Source organism: Peptoniphilus indolicus (assembly GCF_900454665.1).
GTDB lineage: Bacteria > Bacillota > Clostridia > Tissierellales > Peptoniphilaceae > Peptoniphilus > Peptoniphilus indolicus.
In genome coordinates, this window is the sequence record NZ_UGTH01000001.1 from 2,198,407 (window position 1) to 2,218,088 (window position 19,682).

Annotated in this window: 15 protein-coding genes and 4 pseudogenes; 5 read left to right on the forward strand and 14 right to left on the reverse strand. The window is 29.3% G+C overall.

What is annotated here, in order from left to right:
* Nucleotides 1-95: 95 nt before the first annotated feature.
* Entirely contained in the window at nucleotides 96-1,337 is a 1,242-nt protein-coding gene (locus tag DYE58_RS10715) for an L-cysteine desulfidase family protein (RefSeq protein ID WP_040552844.1), read from the reverse strand.
* A 157-nt stretch (nucleotides 1,338-1,494) separates the two neighbouring features.
* Here DYE58_RS10715 and DYE58_RS10720 point away from each other — a divergent pair, with 157 nt between their 5' ends.
* Nucleotides 1,495-3,261: a sigma-54 interaction domain-containing protein gene (locus DYE58_RS10720; RefSeq protein ID WP_115312310.1), complete on the forward strand. Its 1,767-nt coding sequence runs from the start codon at nucleotides 1,495-1,497 to the stop codon at nucleotides 3,259-3,261.
* A gap of 58 nt (nucleotides 3,262-3,319) precedes the next feature.
* On the opposite strand, the gene DYE58_RS10725 is transcribed toward DYE58_RS10720, so the two are convergent.
* The 9 genes and pseudogenes from DYE58_RS10725 to DYE58_RS10755 form a co-directional block, all read right to left on the reverse strand.
* Nucleotides 3,320-3,991 (reverse strand): TMEM164 family acyltransferase, encoded by a 672-nt coding sequence (locus DYE58_RS10725; RefSeq protein WP_004823158.1) that lies wholly within the window; start codon nucleotides 3,989-3,991, stop codon nucleotides 3,320-3,322.
* A 362-nt stretch (nucleotides 3,992-4,353) separates the two neighbouring features.
* A complete protein-coding gene (locus DYE58_RS10730) occupies nucleotides 4,354-5,994 on the reverse strand; it encodes a DUF3427 domain-containing protein (RefSeq protein ID WP_004822229.1) in 1,641 nt (546 codons plus the stop codon).
* Complete coding sequence (locus DYE58_RS11095; RefSeq protein ID WP_004822232.1) at nucleotides 5,976-6,125, reverse strand: hypothetical protein; 150 nt, start codon at nucleotides 6,123-6,125, stop codon at nucleotides 5,976-5,978. Before DYE58_RS11095 ends, DYE58_RS10730 begins: the two co-directional genes overlap by 19 nt.
* A gap of 203 nt (nucleotides 6,126-6,328) precedes the next feature.
* Nucleotides 6,329-6,643: pseudogene (locus tag DYE58_RS10735) on the reverse strand (hypothetical protein); the annotation flags it as partial.
* Between the two features lie 55 nt (nucleotides 6,644-6,698).
* Nucleotides 6,699-8,384, reverse strand: a pseudogene (locus tag DYE58_RS10740) (recombinase family protein).
* A 55-nt stretch (nucleotides 8,385-8,439) separates the two neighbouring features.
* Entirely contained in the window at nucleotides 8,440-8,577 is a 138-nt protein-coding gene (locus DYE58_RS11100) for a hypothetical protein (RefSeq protein ID WP_004822239.1), read from the reverse strand.
* Nucleotides 8,578-8,883: 306 nt separating this feature from the next.
* Nucleotides 8,884-10,620 (reverse strand): ABC transporter ATP-binding protein, encoded by a 1,737-nt coding sequence (locus DYE58_RS10745; RefSeq protein ID WP_004822241.1) that lies wholly within the window; start codon nucleotides 10,618-10,620, stop codon nucleotides 8,884-8,886.
* The gene (locus DYE58_RS10750; protein ID WP_115312311.1) at nucleotides 10,613-12,331 is read right to left on the reverse strand and encodes an ABC transporter ATP-binding protein; all 1,719 of its coding nucleotides are present in this window, start codon (nucleotides 12,329-12,331) and stop codon (nucleotides 10,613-10,615) included. The genes DYE58_RS10745 and DYE58_RS10750 overlap by 8 nt, the downstream gene beginning before the upstream one ends.
* Nucleotides 12,332-12,335: 4 nt before the next feature.
* Nucleotides 12,336-12,932 (reverse strand): TetR/AcrR family transcriptional regulator, encoded by a 597-nt coding sequence (locus tag DYE58_RS10755; RefSeq protein ID WP_115312312.1) that lies wholly within the window; start codon nucleotides 12,930-12,932, stop codon nucleotides 12,336-12,338.
* Between the two features lie 303 nt (nucleotides 12,933-13,235).
* On the opposite strand from DYE58_RS10755, the gene DYE58_RS10760 reads away from it, so the two are divergent.
* The 4 genes and pseudogenes from DYE58_RS10760 to DYE58_RS10775 all read left to right on the forward strand — a co-directional run.
* Complete coding sequence (locus tag DYE58_RS10760) at nucleotides 13,236-13,586, forward strand: plasmid mobilization protein (RefSeq protein WP_115312290.1); 351 nt, start codon at nucleotides 13,236-13,238, stop codon at nucleotides 13,584-13,586.
* A 5-nt stretch (nucleotides 13,587-13,591) separates the two neighbouring features.
* Nucleotides 13,592-13,948 (forward strand): annotated as a pseudogene (locus DYE58_RS10765) (relaxase/mobilization nuclease domain-containing protein); the annotation flags it as partial.
* A gap of 478 nt (nucleotides 13,949-14,426) precedes the next feature.
* Nucleotides 14,427-16,304, forward strand: coding sequence for a group II intron reverse transcriptase/maturase (ltrA, locus tag DYE58_RS10770; RefSeq protein WP_115312291.1), 1,878 nt, complete (start codon nucleotides 14,427-14,429; stop codon nucleotides 16,302-16,304).
* A 96-nt stretch (nucleotides 16,305-16,400) separates the two neighbouring features.
* Nucleotides 16,401-17,399: pseudogene (locus DYE58_RS10775) on the forward strand (relaxase family protein); the annotation flags it as partial.
* A gap of 299 nt (nucleotides 17,400-17,698) precedes the next feature.
* On the opposite strand, the gene DYE58_RS10780 reads toward DYE58_RS10775, so the two are convergent.
* From DYE58_RS10780 to DYE58_RS11595, 4 genes are all read right to left on the reverse strand, one after another.
* Nucleotides 17,699-18,391 (reverse strand): ABC transporter ATP-binding protein, encoded by a 693-nt coding sequence (locus DYE58_RS10780; protein ID WP_115312293.1) that lies wholly within the window; start codon nucleotides 18,389-18,391, stop codon nucleotides 17,699-17,701.
* The gene (locus tag DYE58_RS10785; protein ID WP_115312313.1) at nucleotides 18,392-18,658 is read right to left on the reverse strand and encodes a hypothetical protein; all 267 of its coding nucleotides are present in this window, start codon (nucleotides 18,656-18,658) and stop codon (nucleotides 18,392-18,394) included.
* 110 nt (nucleotides 18,659-18,768) lie between these two features.
* Nucleotides 18,769-19,161: a hypothetical protein gene (locus DYE58_RS10790; RefSeq protein WP_115312314.1), complete on the reverse strand. Its 393-nt coding sequence runs from the start codon at nucleotides 19,159-19,161 to the stop codon at nucleotides 18,769-18,771.
* A 17-nt stretch (nucleotides 19,162-19,178) separates the two neighbouring features.
* Entirely contained in the window at nucleotides 19,179-19,310 is a 132-nt protein-coding gene (locus DYE58_RS11595) for a hypothetical protein (RefSeq protein ID WP_281269838.1), read from the reverse strand.
* Nucleotides 19,311-19,682: the final 372 nt, after the last annotated feature.

A 19,682-nucleotide genomic window follows, 5' to 3' on the forward strand; every position in this document is an offset into this window, starting at 1 on the left:
TTTCCCCCTCATAAAATAAAGTTATTAGATAATAATATAATTTTCTAATAATATTTACAACTTAATTTATAATATATATAATTTTACTGTGAATATTATTTCTTTAGCATCTCATTTAAGATCACTTCATCAGTAGTTTTCATACCATATCTTGCAATATGCCCTACAGTTTCTATTGTTTTATCCAAAGTTTCTTTTACTATTCCATCACCCGGATTAAAAGAATTATTTGTCTTAGCTTGCTCATAAGCTAAGAAAGCATTTCTTAAACTCGAAGCTATTTTCATTGCACAGCTAGGTTTTGCACCATCACATATAATTCCTGAGTTTACAGCTAATGAATTTGATAAAGTTTCTTTTAAAACATCTATATTTTCATTATTTAAATAACCAATTCCACAAACTGAAGCTGAAGCCGCTGAGACAACTCCGCAATAAGCAGATAATTTTCCTATTCCTTGTTTCAAATATAGGCCTATTAAATTTGCAAATACAAGAGCTCTGTAAAGCTCATCTTCCGAAACTCCTTTGTCTTTTGCGTACAAAATAATAGGCACAGAAACTGTTATCCCTTGATTTCCACTCCCCGAATTAATTACAACCGGTTTTTCAGACCCAGACATTCTAGCATCCGAACCCGCTGCAGCATAAGCTACTAATTTTTCATTGTAATTATCAGAATAATTTTTTAAAATTATCTTTCCAATATTTGAACCCCAATCATTTTCAATTCCATCTTTTGCAATTTCGGTATTATATGATATTTCTAAATCTAAAATATCCTTTACTTCGGAGTAATCACATTTTTTTGCAAATTCATAAATTTTTTCAAATGAAAAGTCAACTTCGCAATCATCCTGACTCTCTAAAGTTTTTTCATAAATCACTTCATCGTTCTTTTCTTTTAAAATTATATTTGTATGAGCGCCTTGTAAGACTACTCTTGAAGATTGATCTTTCGCAAGTAATTTTATATCTATGTATAAATTAGAAACATCCGGTTTTAATTTAATTTCAATTATTTCATTTTCAATTTTTTCATCACATTCATCTAATTTACTCTTATCCACATCAGATAAAACTTCCAATTTTTTAGAGGCGTCACCTAAAAAAGCTCCCGCAACAATAGAAATTTCCAAGCCCTTTCTTCCATCAGTTCCCGGAACTGTTACAGAGTTGGCATTTTTTATTATGTTTCCAGAGACATTAACTAATATCTTCTCAGGTTCTATCCCAAGTATTTCTCGTGCAACAGCTGAAGCGTACGCCAAAGCTATCGGCTCAGTACACCCAAACGCCGGCACCAATTCTTTCTTCATATAACTTATATAATCCATATCATAACCCCTTTCACTAATATTATTAGCAAATTCCATGCCAACTATATTTGCAAAAAAACACAATAAATACAATTTTTATTTACTCATTTTGCAAATTTGAGAAATTTATTTGCATTTACGCAAATTTATAGATACTATTTATAAAGGTGATAAAATGTTTGAAATTGACCAAATAAAAAATTCTGTTCAAGATATTGCAGATGCGATATCATCCATACTTAAAATCGAAGTTACAATAGTGAATAAAGACTTGCGCCGTATAGCAGCTACCGGAAACTATAAAGATTTAATCGGCGAACAATTGCCAAAGGGCTGTTCTTATGAGCACATTTTAAATAGTAAATCATTTGAAAGTATAATTGAAAGAGATATAAGTGATAGATGTAAAAATTGCACATCATCGGAAAATTGTGAAGAGATGGCTTCAATCGGCTACCCTATTTTAAATGATAATCAAGAAGTTTTGGGAGTTATAGGTCTGATTGCATTCACTCAACAACAACGTAACTCTATTTATCAAAACTATGACAGCATAACAAAATTTTTATCAAAACTTAGCATATTGATGTCTCGAAATTTACAATATGAACAAACTATAAATGATATATCTTTGAAAAATCAGGAAATATCAAATATAGTAAATTCATTAGATAGCGCCATATTATTTACTGACAAAAATATGATAATTCAAAATTATAACTACAAAGTGTATGATTTTTTAAAAATTGAGCCTAAAAAAATACTAAATAAAAATATGACTGAAGTTTTTGACAATTTCAATAGCTCTTCTACAACTCAAAAACTTTCGTTGAAAAACACTAAAAATACCAATGAATACTTAGTAAAAACAATTGAAAACTATGTGAATGGAAATATAGAAAGCTATATTTTTCAAATTTCTAAATACGGAAATGTCGTAAAAAATGCTTACAACTTAATAGAAAGCAATTCATCTCTTAATTTTGATGCCATACTCGGAGATAGCATTGCAATAAACAATACCATAACATTAGCTAAGCAAATTTCTAAAGGTAACTCTTCCGTTATGATACGAGGAGAAAGCGGCACTGGAAAAGAACTTTTTGCAAGAGCAATTCACAACGCTTCAGATAGAAAAAATAATCCTTTTATCGTAATCAATTGTGCTTCTATACCTGATAATCTATTAGAAAGTGAACTATTCGGCTATGAAAAAGGAGCTTTTACCGGAGCAAATTCATCTGGAAAAATCGGTCGTTTTGAACTTGCAAATGGTGGAACTTTATTTTTAGATGAAATCGGAGACCTACCAATACATCTTCAACCAAAACTACTTCGTGTTTTACAAGACGGAAAATTTGTAAGACTTGGTGGTAAAAAAACTATTGAAGTTAATTTCAGACTCATAACTGCAACTAATCGAAACTTAGAAAAAATGGTTAAAACCAATGAATTTAGAGATGATTTATATTTTAGATTGAGCGTAATCCCAATAAATATTCCTCCATTACGAGAAAGAAAAAGTGACATCCCGTTAATAGCAAACTGTAAACTAAGTGAATATTGCACTAAGTTAAATAAACCTAAAAAAAGTTTTTCAGATTCAATACTTAACGTATTTCAAAATATACCTTGGGAAGGAAATATACGACAATTAGAAAATATAATTGAGTTTTTGGTTAACATATCAGAAGATGATGTAATAGATGAAACCTTATTACCAAATCATTTACTATCTAAACAACAAACAACAAGTTTTGAAATCAATCAAAATATTTCTACATCACCTTTACAAGAGCAACTCGATGAATATGAAAAAATCATTCTAAAAAATATGGTAGAAAAATATGGTTCGTCAACTAAATCAAAACAAATGATAGCTGACATTTTAAAAATTAATTTATCAACTCTCTACAGAAAACTCTATAGATATAATTTATAGACAAACTCCTAATAAATTTTTTAATCTATTAGGAGTTTTCAAATTAATTATTTAATTACTAAAATTTTTGAGATTGTAAGTCCGATTGCTTTTTCTCTAAAAACATAATTATTATAGAAATAAACATAGTCATTAAGAAAAATAAAACTGCTTTTGGCAATCTAATTCCTATAAATGTCGGTAGCTCAGTTAAATATCCATAATTGCTATGCACTAACATATTTGCCGACATCAAAATTGTGTTCATTATAAATGTTAAAGCTAAAGTATCTTTTGGACTAAGATACACATTATTTTTACTTAGTATAATTACACCGCTAATCATCAGTAAAATATGACTTCCAACAAAAGTTACATTGGTAACATGAGGCCAAACATATGGCGAAGGGTCCGGAAAAGTAAATGCAATTATCGCCCCTATAACACCTAACCAAGAAAAATACTTTAGAATTTTTTGACTATTTGTATAATATCCGAAAAACATCATAATAGCTGATAATCTACAATGAAATAAAGGCAATCCTTCTTTTAAAAACAACTCTGCATTTCCAAGATACCAATATAACATCAAAAGCTGTATTCCCGTTCCCAAATTTAAAGATGCTTTTAACAATGTTTCACTATTTCTAAAACGATACGCAAATATTATTGAAACTATTAAAGCCAATCTTATTAATGTAATATTTATACTCGCACTACCATCAACATTGTAGCGAAAGAAATTTTCCATACTATTTCTCCATTCTAAATATCTACTATGTATAATAACACAATATATATTTTATAAGAAATATGTCAAATATAAAACAATTAATTTAAAATATTAGTTTTTTAGCTTGTAGCCTTACAATAGATGTTAGATTTATAAAAAGAAAAAAGAGAGATAATAGACGATAGCTCCATTAATCGATTAACTTATTGGATATTTTATCTTTTTAGGTCTCACATCATTTACAAGTGTATAATTATTAAACTTATTATCTCAATGCTAAAAAGGAATGTAGTGCTCTGCAAAACTTTATATATCTCTAATCTATATTTTAATATTCTACATCCCGCCCCCCAAAAAATTAAACTCATACAAAATTTTAATTAGCTCATGGATAATTTTGATTCCATTATAATTCTTTCCGGTATATCTTGTTCCATTTCCCAAACAATTTCTATTGGTTGAGAACCTTTATAGCTATACATTTTTGCTTTTCCTATAAATGTGTATGGTTTCGTTGAGCCGTATTCTTTTTTATTATCTCTCACAAAGAGTAAAACTTTATGACTTGTATCTCTCGATATATATCTTTGTCCTGTCGGACTGCTTATTGATGTTGTACTTTGAGATTCCCAATTAAAATACTTAGAACTTATTGCGTAGTCGTTATACATTGTAGTTGGTAAATAATCATCTTCATTTTTATTTATCGTTATAAAGAACAAATCTGTATTTGAATCTTTTACATATAAAGTTCCTTCTCTTAAAGGATGCCTGTGCTTTTCATCTGATTTACCTACAGCTGCTGTTATCTGATCTAAAAAATAATCTCCATATAATTCTAAAGGAATGCCGTCTTCATTATACTCAATTTCTTTTCTATCAATTTTTTCTAATTTGTAGTCCAATATTTCTATAAATTCTTTTACCAGTAATGGCTCTTTATTTTTTAATTCAGAAATACTTTTTTCATAAGAAACTTCCGGTTCTTTATTGAAAAGTGTGTAATAAAACATTCCCATTCTTCTCTTTTTAATTTCACTGCCTAACTCAAAATCGTAATCACTACTCAAAACTTTTTTTGAAAATTTTATTAACTCCTTAGAGTTCATATTAGATAGCCTTTTCAATGAAATATCATACTGTTTTTTGTGGTCATAATTATCTATATAACCAGCAGAACACATAAGTTCATTAAAAGAAGTTTTTGTGTAAAATTGCTTTATGTCTATTCCGTATGAATTAATAAAATTCTTTAAATTTAATTCCAAATCAAAATTATTTTTGAAATTTATTAACATCCTTTTTAAATTTGTGTTATTTAAAATGGTAGATTGAATATTGTCGAGTACATACTTCATAGCTTGTTTTTCAAATTTTATATGACAGCCTGCTGGTAAGTTTGGAAACTCCTTTTTAATTTCTTTTTCAATACTACCCTTGCTCTTTCCTATCAATGCTCTTAATTTAAAAGAGAAATCATAATTTTTATTAGCCTGTCCTACATAATCTAAAACTGTTAGCACATCTTTATTTTCAGATAGTCTCAACCCTCTACCAAGTTGTTGGATAAAAACAGTTAGTGACTCGGTTGGTCTCAAAAACAAAACTGTATCAATTTCCGGGATATCTACTCCTTCGTTAAATAAATCAACTGTAAATATACATCTTATTTTACCTTCTTTTAATGAATTTATAGCACTATTTCTCTCATCCTTACTACTTTTAGAGTGTAACGCTATAGATTTAATCCCTGCTATGTTAAAAGAATTCGCCATATATTCTGCATGGTCTATACTTACACAAAAACCTATTGCTTTAAAATCTTCTATATCTTTTAAATATCTTTTTAGCGAATCAATTATAACTTGAACTCTTTGTTTTGACTTAGTGAAAACATTAGTTAACTCAGCTACATCATATTTCCCCTGTTTCCACTTCATATGACTTAAATCAACCGGGTCAGTTACTCCAAAATAGTGAAATGGTGTTAAAAGTTTTTGACTTATTGCATCGTATGACAAAAATGACAATCAAAAGCTGACAAAATTGTAACTCCAAGTTCAAACAAATTCAGATCTTCCCTTACATACAATACCCTATAAAATCTTTTTGGAGCATCCACACTACTCACTTTAATTTTTTTATAATTCATAGTTCCTCCTAATTATTTGTTACTATACAATATACAATTAAATATCTAATTGTATTATGTCTAACATTTTTGATAATTGCGAATCAGATTTTTCAAACTAATAATATATTTCTTCACACAGTTTCCTCTCGCTATTTTCAAGCTTTCTATCCTTTACAAATTGAAAATTGTTTATTATGATACTCATCTATTTTGTATATATATTAATTCAGAAGTTGTTTAAAAAACTTTTCATTCTTTGATTCCCTAACTTTTTTCCAAAGGATAGCTGAAACTTTCAACTTATTAGAATAATTATTACTGCATTCATCCGTACAAAATTCTTTTAGAAATTGATTCCATTGACAATCCAAATTATCATATTTGGCGTAATCTGACTCTCCATAATATATTTTAATCATATCTTGGATCGTAAATTTTATATCGTTATCCTTCTTTATTTTTCTCTCATCAGTTACCATATCGGCATTAAGTTTAAACGGGCTAATGCCTGTTACAGATGAAAAATAATTTCTAAATTTTTGGTATTTTATTTACTTAGTTTGCGCAACCCTTGTCATCAAAACAACAGACTCACGGTGCGTTGTCTTTTGCTTGGGAACATAATTTTTTATCCTCGTCATTCTTGTAGGAGCACAATTTATTAATGTCATTGTCTTTAGCATTTTTTCTTTTATCTTTAAAGTTATTAGAATCTTGATTATCTTTAATTCCTGTTTTGAAGTAGAATGTCAGGTCATATGGGTGGACTGTTCCGTCTTTGTCAATTCTTCCAACCACGACTTTATCAACTATGCTTTCAAATACTGTTCTGTTAAATTCTTCTATAATTCCTTTGTTTTCTAAGACCTTTTTAAATTACTTTAGTCTTTCTTTAATAAAGTTTTCATCTTTTATTGTTAGCTCTAGGGTTTTCTTTTCATCGAGTAATTCTTCTTTTTGTTTTATCAGTTTTTTATATTTTTTAGCATAAACTTCTTCGTCTATACTGTCTTCTAAATGAAGATCAACTAACTTTCTTTCTTGGCTAATGATTCTATTTAATTGGTTTTCTATCTTTTTCAAATCTCTGACTAAAGTATTATCATTTATTTCTTCTTCAACAATTTTTAAAAAGTCATCTATTACTGTTGAATCTGCATGGCATAATTGCCTATAGCTTTCAACAAATGTTTTTTCTATTGCTGCTTCTTGTATTCCTTTTGAATGAGGGCAATATTTTTTACCTTTTTTAGTTGACCTTACACATTGCCAGTTAATTTTTTTATAAATTGAACTAGTGTGCCATGTTCTTCTTGAAAGTATTTCACCACAAAATCCACATTCCAGCATACTTGAAAAAGCGTATTGTCTTGATAGTTTTTCTCTTTTTCTATCCTTGTTAGCAATAGTGTTTCTGTTTTGTGCTCTCCTGAGTCTAATCTCCTGTGCCTTTTCAAAGTCTTCTCTTGATATAATTGGCTCATGATGATTTTCAATATGATATTTATCAGATTCACCAAAGTTTGCTAGTCTTCTTTTTGTTATGGGATCAACTGTGAAGGTCTTTCCCATTAGTATATCTCCAATATACTTTTCATTTTTAATTATTCCTAACACTGTAGTGTCAGACCATTTTGTTTTACCTCTAGGGGTGAGATATCCTTGCTCTTCTAGTTCCCTGCCAATGACTGAGCCGCCATTGCCCTCTAAATATCTTTTAAAGATGTATCTAACAATCTTAGCTTCTTCTTCATTTATAGAGATGCTTTTTGTTGTAGGATCATAGTCGTATCCAAGGCAACCTTGAAAACCAATAAGCTCCCCCTTTTCCATTTTCATTTTTAGTCCTTTTTTTACATGGGCTGAGGTATTTTCTACTTCTTGTTGAGCTACTGAACTTAATATTGTTAGTAATAGCTCTCCATCCATTGTCAAAGTATCTAATGTATTTCTAACAAATCTTGATATAGATTTAGTGATTATCATGTATATATCTCCATTTTGACAATCGCTTATTAGTCTCATGAAATCTGCTCTTTTAGTAGCAGTTGTTCCTGTTGTTGCTTCATCTGCGTATATACCAGCCAAAGTCCAGTTTTTATTATTTTTTATTAGATTCGTATAATAATCAACTTGCGATTTATATGATTCAAGTTGGTCTTTACTATCTGTACTTACTCGACAATATGCTGCAACTCGTTTTAAATCTATATCTAGTGCATTTCTATTTCTAGCTCCTGTATTTGAAGCTTTAATTAATTTTACTTTAGTATTCATTTTACCTCCTTCCCATTTTGTATCTTTCTACAGTGTTATTATATCGCAAGATTAATTACTTTCTATTCATCTTCTTATAATCATTTTCTAACCTGTTCTTAATTTTTGTATATTCCTTCTCATTAATTAATCTAAGATCATAAAGCCTACATAACATAGCAACTCTCATACTATAAATCTTTATTGCTTGCATTTTAACCTCCTATATAAGTTAATTTTTTACCTTGATAAGTGAATTAAATTTGAAATATGCTAATCTCACATAATCAATTTCAAGAGTATTCACACTTCAAAGTATTTTGATTTTTATAGAAAGATGACAAAATACCCCTCACTTTATAAAGTGAAATTTGCCCTCTTTGGTAACCAGATTTTTTGTTTTTCTATAGTATTTTTGAGTTTTAATGATTAATTTGAACATAAAAAGAGGACTCATGCTATTAGGCATAAATCCTCTTTTCTAAATTTTACTGTTTAAAGACTTTAATATTTCTTTATATCAATTATTTAATTTCCATGATTCTGCCTTAGCTTTTGCATTGATAAGGTCAGAATAAAGTCCATTATTTTTGATCAGTTCTTCATGATTACCACGTTCTACTATTTCTCTATCTTTTAAGACTAAAATCTGGTCAGCATTTCTAATTGTCTTTAGTCTATGAGCAATCATTATTACTGTCTTATTTTTTGTTAATGATTCTATTGCTTCTTTAAGCTTATCTTCATTTTCCGGGTCTATATTTGCTGTTGCTTCATCAAAGATTATGATGTTCGCGTCTTTTAGCATGGCTCTGGCTATGGAGATTCTTTGTTTTTCTCCACCAGATAGGCTTGCTCCACCTTCCCCAATGATAGTGTCATATCCTTCTGGTAAAGCTTCTATAAATTCATGGCACCTTGCCTTCTTTGCAGCTTCTACAACTTCTTCATGGCTTGCATTTTGTTTTCCAAATTTTATATTGTTTTCAATTGTATCTTCAAAGAGATAGACGTCTTGAAATACCATGGAAATAGAATTCATTAAGTTTTCTATCTTATAGTCCTTAATATTCTTTCCACCTATGAAAATTTCTCCAGAGTTTATATCCCAAAATCTTGCAATAAGATTACAAAATGTAGTCTTGCCAGATCCAGATGGTCCTACAATAGCAGTCATGGTATTTTCTTTTATCTCAGCTGATACGTTTTTTAAAATTTGTCTATCATCATAGGAAAAAGAAATATTTTTAAAGGCTATATTGTGATTTTTTATAGGCTCTGAAACCTCTCCTTCTTCCATATCTTCCATATCATTTACATAGGAATAAGAATCTATTGCATTCTCAACCATTCTTAGCATTGCCATAGCAGATCCAGATGTAATAAGCCCGTCAAATATTACAAAACTTGCTATAAGTATCATAATAGTATTGACTATTTGACCATTTTCAACAAAATATAATTTTATTGAAATAAACAACATCAAACAAATTGTTATAGCTATTATGATTTTAGCTAATAAACTATATGGCATTATAGTTTTTTCTAAATCAAAAGAATATTCACTAGCACCATCAAAGCTCTTGTCAAGTTTTTTATTATTACTTCCTCGTAGATTATATGATTTTATAATTTGCATTCCTTGTAATGTTGATAAGACTTCTTTGGTAAGTGATACCTGAATCTCATGAATCTTATCTGCATTTTTACTTGACCTTTTTTGCATACGAGCAATGATCATTAAAAATACAATAGAACCAACTATTGCTACAATACCTACCTTATAAGAAAACAAAAATAAGGATAAGATAAAAACAATAGCATTAAGCATGCCACCGAAAACCATAATACACAAAGTTGGAACCCAAGTCTCTACATTATCTAAGTTAGTAGTCGCAATAGTTGTTAAATTTCCTAAACTTAAACTTGAGAAGAATCCCATGGGAACTTTTTTTATTTTTTCACCTAATTCAATTCTCTTGTGTCCAGCCATAAAATATCCGGCATGTGTTTGTTTGAGCATAGAGGAATTTTTTGAAATAATTACTCCGGCTATACTAATTAATAAAAATAAACTTGATATTCCTATTGTTTTGAAGCTTATATCCTTGTTTACTATCCCAAAAATCGCATAATAAATGGCTGCAAATTGTAGAGCATTAAAAATAGAACCGAAAAAATTAGCAAAGATTGATTTTTTTATATACACTTGTTCTTCAATAGAAAAATTCCATATTTTTTTAAAAACACTAAGCATTTTCTTCTCCTTTCAAGGCAGTTTCCCAAAGATCGTGATAATCTTTTGATTCCTTCAAAAGCTCTTCATGACTTCCTTTACATGCAAGTTCTCCATTTTTAATTACAAATATATTATCTACATCTGTTATTGTCTTTAAACGATGGGCAATTATAATTAGAGTTTTCCCTTTGACCAATTCTGATATTGCATCTTGAATCAAGGCTTCATTTTCAGGATCGATATAAGAGGTAGCCTCGTCTAAAATAACTATTGGAGCATTCTTTATCATAGCTCTTGCAATTGATATTCTTTGCCTTTCTCCTCCAGATAAATGTTTGCCAGCTTCTCCTACCCTTGTATCATATCCATCTGACAAGTTCATTATAAAATCATGGCAGGCTGCTTTCTTACATACCTCAATTATTTCCTCATCACTGGCATTTTCATTTCCTATCCTGATGTTATCTTTAATTGACATATCAAAAAGAAAATTATCTTGTGCTACATAGGAAATAATAGTAGATAGCTTTTCAAGGGACATATCTTTAATATTTACATTTCCTATACTTATAGAACCACTATCTACGTCCCAAAATCCTGAAATTAGTTTTGCAATAGTCGACTTACCTGAACCCGATTCACCTACTAAAGCATTCACACTTCCTTCTTCTATGTTTAAATTTATATTGCTTAGGACTTGCTTGTCTTTTTCATAAGAAAAATCTACGTTTTTCATCTCTATATTATGATTTTTTATATCTAAATTTGCATTTTTATGAGATAGTTCTCTCGCATAAAGTATATTTTTAATCTCCTCGAAAATAGTTGACATTCTTCCAATATCATCTTCAAAAGTCATTACTCTCATAATATTTTGGATAGTCCCAAAAGAAAGAATTATCAATGTTAAAAATACACCACCATCTAGTGAACCATTCATACAGAAATATAAACCAAATGGTATAATTGTCAAAATACCAACTGGAGCAATAGACATACTTATCGCATAGTCTCTTGTATTTTCTCCCATCCAATTATAATAGTAATTTGCCTTTTTATACACATTGTCCCTGTATTTTCTATAAGATTTTTCGCCTTGATTAAATGTTTTAATAACCTCTATTCCATTTATATATTCAACCACGGAATTATTCATATCTTGGCCAATTTTAACTGCTTGTGGAAACTTTACCTTCATTCTTTTCATCGGCCCTGCCATAAAAAATCCACCAATAACTAATGGAATTAAAGATATTAAACTTAGTCTATAATCTAAAATTAACATGTAAACAAATAATATTATAGGTCCGACTAAATTAGCTGTCATCTCAGGAATCATATGAGCCAATGTTGTTTCAGTATTATCAACTTGATTTACAATTATGTCTTTTAACTTACCGGTAGACTCATTCAATATGTCTCCTAGTGGCATATTAAATAATTTTTCCATAAGACTTTTTCTTATATCTCGTATTATTTGATAGGCTGTTTTATGAGAAATCATTGTTGACAAAAACATAAACACTTCTTTGATTATAAGACATGAAAGTATCAAGAAAATTTTATTTATATAGTAATGAAAATCTTGGCTACCATCAATTAATGATATAATCATCTTACTTAGAATAATATATACAAAAAGATTTGAAATTACTCCAAGTATTGCAAATAACACAGAAATAAAATATGGTGTTTTATTTCTCTTAATGTATTTTTTTAATAGATCCATAAATTTAACTCCTTTCGTCATCTTTTTTCATAACATTTGTAAAATAAGTCTCTATAATTTCAGTTAGATATTTCTTATTTTTTACAAAATTCTCACGTGCATTCAAAATTTCGCAAGCCATCAATCCAGAATTCATAATATTAATCATAAATTCAAATATTTCATCAGAAGGTAACTCGTTAAACAAAGTAGAAAACAATTCTTTAAATACTTGTATGGACTCTTTTTTTATTTTCACATATAGTTCTTTCAGATCATCATTTTCTTTTAACTCACATAAAAACATAACATAAAGCTTTACATAATCACTATCTGCAAGTATCTTGTCTATAATCATTCTCGAAAACAACTGTGGACTTAATATTAATCCTTCGTCATAACTTGATTTTTGAACAATATCTTTTCTATTTAAATTACCTTCCATCATAATGTCGTATAAGATTTCATGCGTAGAACCATAATGATGATACAAGCCACCTCTAGAAAGCCCAGTAGCTTCCATAATGTCATTCATAACTGTATTTCTAAATCCCTTATCCAAAAAGACTTTAATAGCTGCTTGTCTAATCTGCTTTTTTCTTTCATCAGCTTCCATTTTCATTTCAAAAATAACCTCCAAGCCGACACTCTTGTCGGTATTATTGTATCAACTCTGATAATCATTGTCAATAGCTTCGCTTATACTTCTTTATTAATTTTTTTAAATGCGGTATAATTAATAAAACCTAATAAACGCTTAACGCTTATAACTTTAATAGCTTTAATAGCAAGCACAGTAAGTGTACGGACACTTACGAAAAAATTGATGAAGCAGCCCTCTGGGAACTGCTTCTTTTTTTATCAATTTTTAGCTTGTTAGGGAGAACCCTAAGACCCCGAAATACATTCAAAGGAGGAACTACCTATGGCAAATAGAATACGAAATGAAAGACTTGAAATTAAACTAACAGAAGAAGAAAAGGCTCTTTTTGAGGAGAAAAGAAAACTTGCAAAGTGTAGAAACATGAGCCATTTTATCCGTAAATGCGTTTTAGAAAAGGAAATTTATCAAGTGGATTTAGAGCCTTTCCGAGATTTACAAGGCTTGCTTTCAAATGCAACAAACAACATCAATCAGATTGCAAAGCGAGTAAATTCGACAGGTGTAATCTATAAGGATGATATAAATGATATGAAAAAACAAATTAAACATTTCTCAAAAGAGCTATGGCAAATTCATTCACTGCTGCTTAACAGGACTTCCGGAGGTGATTAGTTTTTATGGCTATTACAAAAATACATCCAATAAAATCGACTCTTAATCTTGCAATCGAGTACATTGTAAATGGAGATAAGACAGACGAGCGGCTTTTAGTAAGCACTCATAAATGCCACGAAGCAACTGCTCACACTCAGTTTTTAAGGACACGAAATGACGCAGGAACAAAAGGAACCGTTCTTGCAAGACATCTCATTCAATCCTTTTTACCGGGAGAAACAAGTCCTGAAATGGCTCACCATATTGGTATGGAGCTATGTAAAAAGATACTCAAAGACGAGTACGAATTTGTCTTATCTACTCACATAGATAAGGGGCATATTCACAATCACATCATTTGTGCGTCCATAAGGTACGAAGTAAATCCATTTTAGCAAAATGGTAGAATAGTAGTTTTAATATCTAAGGTCAATAACTCACTTAGAGGAGAAATCCAAAGAGGACAATAGCACGTTATTAAAGTCATAAGTTGGATAGATATCATTCCACGACTGAATGGCGAGACCTAAAGCTGATATGAGGATAAAATCTAAACTGATTGAATGCCAGTCCGAGGAACATTTGTGGTGGTCATAACGAAAGATATCTATATACGTTATGTTGAGTGTACCTATGTAGTGAAAATGAATGCATTAGGCAAAACTTTAAACTCAATCCGCTTGTATAAGCATGAAAGGACGAAAAGCATATCCGACAATCAACATTGCTTTTTACTTCGATACTAAATGGAGATTACCTAAGTCAGAAAGCAACAAAATGCTATGGTTTTTAAGAACCTGAATATCTGATATGGTAACGGAGCCTTCGTAGTAATCCGAGAGAGATAACGACTCTTACATGGTAAAGGAAGGCAGTTTATTCATTCAATTCAGAGGAAAGGAAGGTGCGAGAGGCACTATGAGAAATCCCAACAATGTATTGATTAGTTTGAGAAAACATTCAAAAGAAGAAAACTACACTTACAAAAGATTGTATCATAACCTTTACAATACAGACCTGTTCTTGCAAGCATACCAAAATATTTATGCTAACACAGGAAATATGACTAAAGGTGTAGATAATCAAACAATAAGTGCAATGAACTTAGAAAGAATTAACAAAATCATTGATTCACTAAAAGATGAAAGTTACTCACCCACACCAACAAAAAGAGTATATATTCCAAAGAAAAACGGAAAATTAAGACCATTAGGCATACCAAGCATTGACGATAAATTAGTACAGGAAGTATGTAGAATGTTATTAAATTCTATCTATGATGAAAGCTTTGAGGACACATCTCATGGCTTTAGAGATAATAGAAGTTGTCATACCGCTTTAAGACAAATTCAAAATAGATTTGTAAGATGTAAATGGTTCGTTGAAGGAGACATTAAAGGTTTCTTTGACAATATAGACCATAACATTATGATAGACATTCTATCCAAGCGTATTGAAGATGAAAGATTCCTAAGATTAATAAGAAAGTTTCTTAAAGCCGGATACATGGAACAAAACCAATATCACAACACTTACAGTGGAATGCCACAAGGGTCAATAATAAGTCCCATACTTTCAAATATTTACTTGGATAAATTTGACAAGTATATGAAAAGTTACAAGGAAAGCTTTGATAAAGGCAATAAAAGAAAGCAAAACAGGGAATATAAAGCTCTCTATGATAGAAGAAAAAGACTTGAAAATAAGTTAAGCAAGAAAACCAATAAAATTGAAATAGATGATATTAAATCAGAAATTGAAGAAATAAACAAAAGATATTTCAATATACCTTGCTTAAATCCTATGGATGAAAACTTCAAGAGAATACAATATGTTAGATATGCTGATGATTTCATTATTGGCATTATCGGTTCTAAGGCAGATGCTGAAAAGGTAAAACAAGAAATTGGTCAATTTATCAAATCAGAATTAAACCTCGAACTATCTGATGAAAAAACGCTAGTAACAAAATCAACAGATAGAGCCAAGTTCCTAGGTTTTGATATCAGAGTAACTCCTGGAAGTAATCATACAAAAAGGACAAAAACAGGTATAAAAGCAAGAAATTTTGGTGGTCATGTAAGACTTGAATTATCAACTTCAACAATACAAAATAAACTAACAGAGCTTGGAGCATTAAGAATTAAAAATCTAAATGGAAAAGAAGTATGGTTTCCTAAAGAAAGAACAGAGCTAACATCAAGAACAGACTTAAGTATATTAGACCAATATAACGGAGAAATTAGAGGATTCTGTAACTACTACAGACTCGCAAATAATTCTTCAAAGCTCCATAAATTTAGATATATTATGGAATACAGTCTGTATAAAACATTGGCTTGCAAATATAGGACAAAGGTAACGGATATTATAACTAGATACCGCAATGATAAAGATTTTGGTATAAGTTATACAGATAAAAATGGTAACAACAAAACTCGTTTACTTTGGAAAGACAGCTTGGCTAGAAAAGAATTTCCCCAAGATGATAATGCTGATGTGATTCATAAGCAAAAGTTCTATCTTAAGAAACCAACGCTAGGTTTAAGATTAAAAAATAATAAGTGTGAATGGTGTGGGAAAGAAACTAATAATCTAAAAGTGTATCAAGTAAAAAAGCTTAAAGACTTAACTGATGAATATGCTTGGCATGTTTTTATGAAAAGCATTAATAGAAAAACGCTAGTAGTTTGTAATGAATGTTTTGAAAAAATTAACAACTCAAATGAAGAATAAATGGAAAGCCGTATACATCGAGAGGTGTACGTACGGTTTGGGGGCGAGTATCTAAAAACCTACATTAGAAATAATGCAAGGCGTTGGATACTTAGCCTACTTAATAATGTTAATTACAAGACTGGCAAATGCTACCAATCTAATAAAAAATCTTATCATAAAATCAGGTTTCAAAGTGACGAATTATGTAAAGAAAATAAGCTTTCAGTCATTGATGAATATTATGAAGCTTACAAAAGAAAATATAAAACTGCTGGTAAATCTTGGTACGAATATGACCAAAAAAAGAAAGGAAATTCTTGGAAGTCTAAACTGCAATTTGATATAGACAGAATGATTAATAAGTCTAAATCGTGGGAAGAGTTTTTAGAAAATATGAAGAATCTTGATTATGAAATTAAGTTTGGTAAACATATTGCTTTTCGTCATAAAGATAAGCAAAGATTTACAAGATCGAAGACTATAGGAGAAGATTATACTGAAGATAAAATTAAAGAAAGAATAGATTTAGCTATTATGAACAAAGCTAATCCTATTAAAAAAAGAGTAGGAAATGTCATTGATATATCTACTAATACAAAGGCTAAGTCCTCTAAAGGTTATGAAGTTTGGGCAAGAAAACACAATATCAAAACAATGGCTGATTCAATAATAAAGTTAAGAGAGCAAGGCATTAATTCAATTACCCAACTCGATGATCTAATCAAAAAATCTGCTGATGATAGACAAGACTTGTTAGATAAAATAAAGAAAATTGAAACTGAGATGAAAAGTTTATCCCAAGATATGGAAAATATAAATACTATAAATAAATATCGTGAAATCTATAAATACCACAAGAAAAATCCTGATGATAAACAATTTGCAGAGGAGTATTATAGTGAACTTTCTGTCTATAAAATAGCAGCTAAAGAAATTTTAGAAAATTATAAAAAGCTACCCAATACAAAAGAAATACTATCAAGCCTCGATAAATTGCAAGAAAAAAAGAACACCCTTATTCAAGAGTATTCTTTGAATAAAGAACAATTTTCTGACCTTGTTCAGTATAGGAAAAACTATGAAAATTATTATGGAAAGGAAGTAGAGAGGTAAAAAGCTATAAGCAGATAAACTTATAGCTTTGGTCCACAATAATTCCCCTATATTAGTAATCCTATTGCACGAGTGCTGTTACTTTCGGTATTATATTCTGCTTAGTTAGAACTTACTGATTCTAACAATAAACCTTGAACAATAACTACTAAACTTTCCTGATTATTTTTTGCTTTTTGATAATCAAAATATAATCTATCATTATCTACAATATTTTCTATGGCATTTCTTTTATTTATGAAATAAAGATCTCTATATTAAATAAACTATAAAAAATGGTGCTTTAAGTAAAATATATATTAATGGCTGAGAGATAATTTGCCTTCTTTTAAAATATAAACATTTTTTACATATTTAGTAAATTCAATATTATGTGTAACTATAACTATTGTTTTTCCAAAATTATCATTTAAATATTTTAGCATTCTAATTATCTGTTCTGTATTTGCACTATCTAAATTACCAGTAGGCTCATCAGCAAAAATGATGTCTGGATCATTCATTAATGATCTAATTATAGCTACTCTTTGTAGTTCTCCACCGGAAATTTCATAAGAGTATTTATTATAAATATTATATAACCCAAATTCTTCTAAATATTTTAAAGCTTTCTTTTTAGATTCCTCTGGAGATTTCTTAGCTATAAGGCTTGGTAGTATGATATTATCCAATATGGTAATTGACGGTAATATTTTAAAATCCTGAAAAACATATCCTATTTTATTTTTTCTAAGTTTTGCAACTTCAGAAAAAGTTATTTTTCTGATACTTTTTCCGAAAAATAATACTTCTCCTGAATCTATATTATTATCAATTAGCCCAATTATCTTTAGAAGAGTGCTTTTCCCGCTACCTGATGGTCCCATAATAGCTATAAAGTCTTTGTCATATATGTCTAGGTTTAAATTATCTAATACCTTTTGACAATAAATTCCCTTTTCTCCTTGACCATATGATTTACATAAATTTTCAACTTTAATAATTTCATTCATTTAATCATTCACCTCAATACGCTTTAACTTCAATTTTTTTGTAAGATTTTTTGAAATTTTCAAATAGACAATTATTTCAAATGATATAAACAACATTAATATAATTCCAAAACCACAAACTCCAAACTTTGTAAGTTCTAAGAAACTTGCAAGTGATTTTTCCGTTTCAATATCAATGTAAAAAGGAAAAATAGCAATCAATGGAACTACTAAATAAGTAATTATTGCCGGTTTGAAATATATTAAAAATATTTCTTTGCGTAACAACCTATATCGACTACCACCCATTCCAAGTAAATCTAATAATTGATATTTTTCTAAAATAAAATTAAAATCGTTTCTAATTTTTATCTTATATAAATATAAAATAAATCCTTTTATTCAATTACTATTAAAGCAACTGTGATAACCATTAACTTTTGAGAACTTTTCAATAAATTTACTATTACATCTTTATAATATACAGATATTTTATCATTTTTCTTGGCTATGTCATTTATTTCATTGTTTAATGTTCTCCCATAATTGGCATTATATCTAATCAATTCTGAATAATGAATGTCATCTACATTTTCTGGAGTCAATTCTTTGAAGTCTTCATCTGACAATATTACCCAATCGTTCCATTCAACTAATCCTCTAAACACATATCTACCATCTAAGGAATTTATTAATATGTCTTTATTTTTTTCGCCACTACTTATATGAAAATTCTGTTTTTCTCCCTCATAAACAATCCAATTGTCATTATTTAATGTTGTTTCAATCAATTTCCCATGTCCATTATTTAAATGTAATTTTTCATCAAGTATCTTATTATAAAAGATTCAGAGGTTACATTATATTCAGTAATACCTAGTTGTACTGTGTAAGATGGAAATATTACTGATTTTTCTACTTTATTTGCGTCTATATTCAAATCTTTTAAATCTTCTATCTTATCACCAACAACTAAAGCGTCATAAATATATGGTTTTTCTATATCTTTATCTAAAACACTGCCCAGTAGGAAAGTAAAAATATGCTAAATACATACATCAGTATAAAGCACTTATGGTATTTGAATTTACTACAATCTTATTTAATTTTCTATGTCTATTAAAACTACTATCTAAGGCGATACTTTCTATAACTTTATTATTTTTACGAAGTTTCACCGGATAACTAAATATGGCTGTATTCATTAAAATTGTATAGCCTAAAATGAAAGAAAATAAATAAACACAATTCCTATACTAAAAGGAATCACTCTTAGAGAATATAAGGTTGCAAAAAAAGCTGATTATTATCA

Excerpts from the sequence above, each read along its gene's own strand:
- DYE58_RS10715 (WP_040552844.1), bottom strand. The coding sequence starts at position 1,337 with ATGGATTATATAAGTTATATGAAGAAAGAATTGGTGCCGGCGTTTGGG.
- DYE58_RS10720 (WP_115312310.1), top strand. The coding sequence starts at position 1,495 with ATGTTTGAAATTGACCAAATAAAAAATTCTGTTCAAGATATTGCAGAT.
- DYE58_RS10725 (WP_004823158.1), bottom strand. The coding sequence starts at position 3,991 with ATGGAAAATTTCTTTCGCTACAATGTTGATGGTAGTGCGAGTATAAAT.
- DYE58_RS11095 (WP_004822232.1), bottom strand. The coding sequence starts at position 6,125 with ATGAATTATAAAAAAATTAAAGTGAGTAGTGTGGATGCTCCAAAAAGA.
- DYE58_RS11100 (WP_004822239.1), bottom strand. The coding sequence starts at position 8,577 with ATGCAAGCAATAAAGATTTATAGTATGAGAGTTGCTATGTTATGTAGG.
- DYE58_RS10745 (WP_004822241.1), bottom strand. The coding sequence starts at position 10,620 with ATGCTTAGTGTTTTTAAAAAAATATGGAATTTTTCTATTGAAGAACAA.
- DYE58_RS10750 (WP_115312311.1), bottom strand. The coding sequence starts at position 12,331 with ATGGATCTATTAAAAAAATACATTAAGAGAAATAAAACACCATATTTT.
- DYE58_RS10755 (WP_115312312.1), bottom strand. The coding sequence starts at position 12,932 with ATGAAAATGGAAGCTGATGAAAGAAAAAAGCAGATTAGACAAGCAGCT.
- DYE58_RS10760 (WP_115312290.1), top strand. The coding sequence starts at position 13,236 with ATGGCAAATAGAATACGAAATGAAAGACTTGAAATTAAACTAACAGAA.
- ltrA (WP_115312291.1), top strand. The coding sequence starts at position 14,427 with ATGGTAAAGGAAGGCAGTTTATTCATTCAATTCAGAGGAAAGGAAGGT.
- DYE58_RS10780 (WP_115312293.1), bottom strand. The coding sequence starts at position 18,391 with ATGAATGAAATTATTAAAGTTGAAAATTTATGTAAATCATATGGTCAA.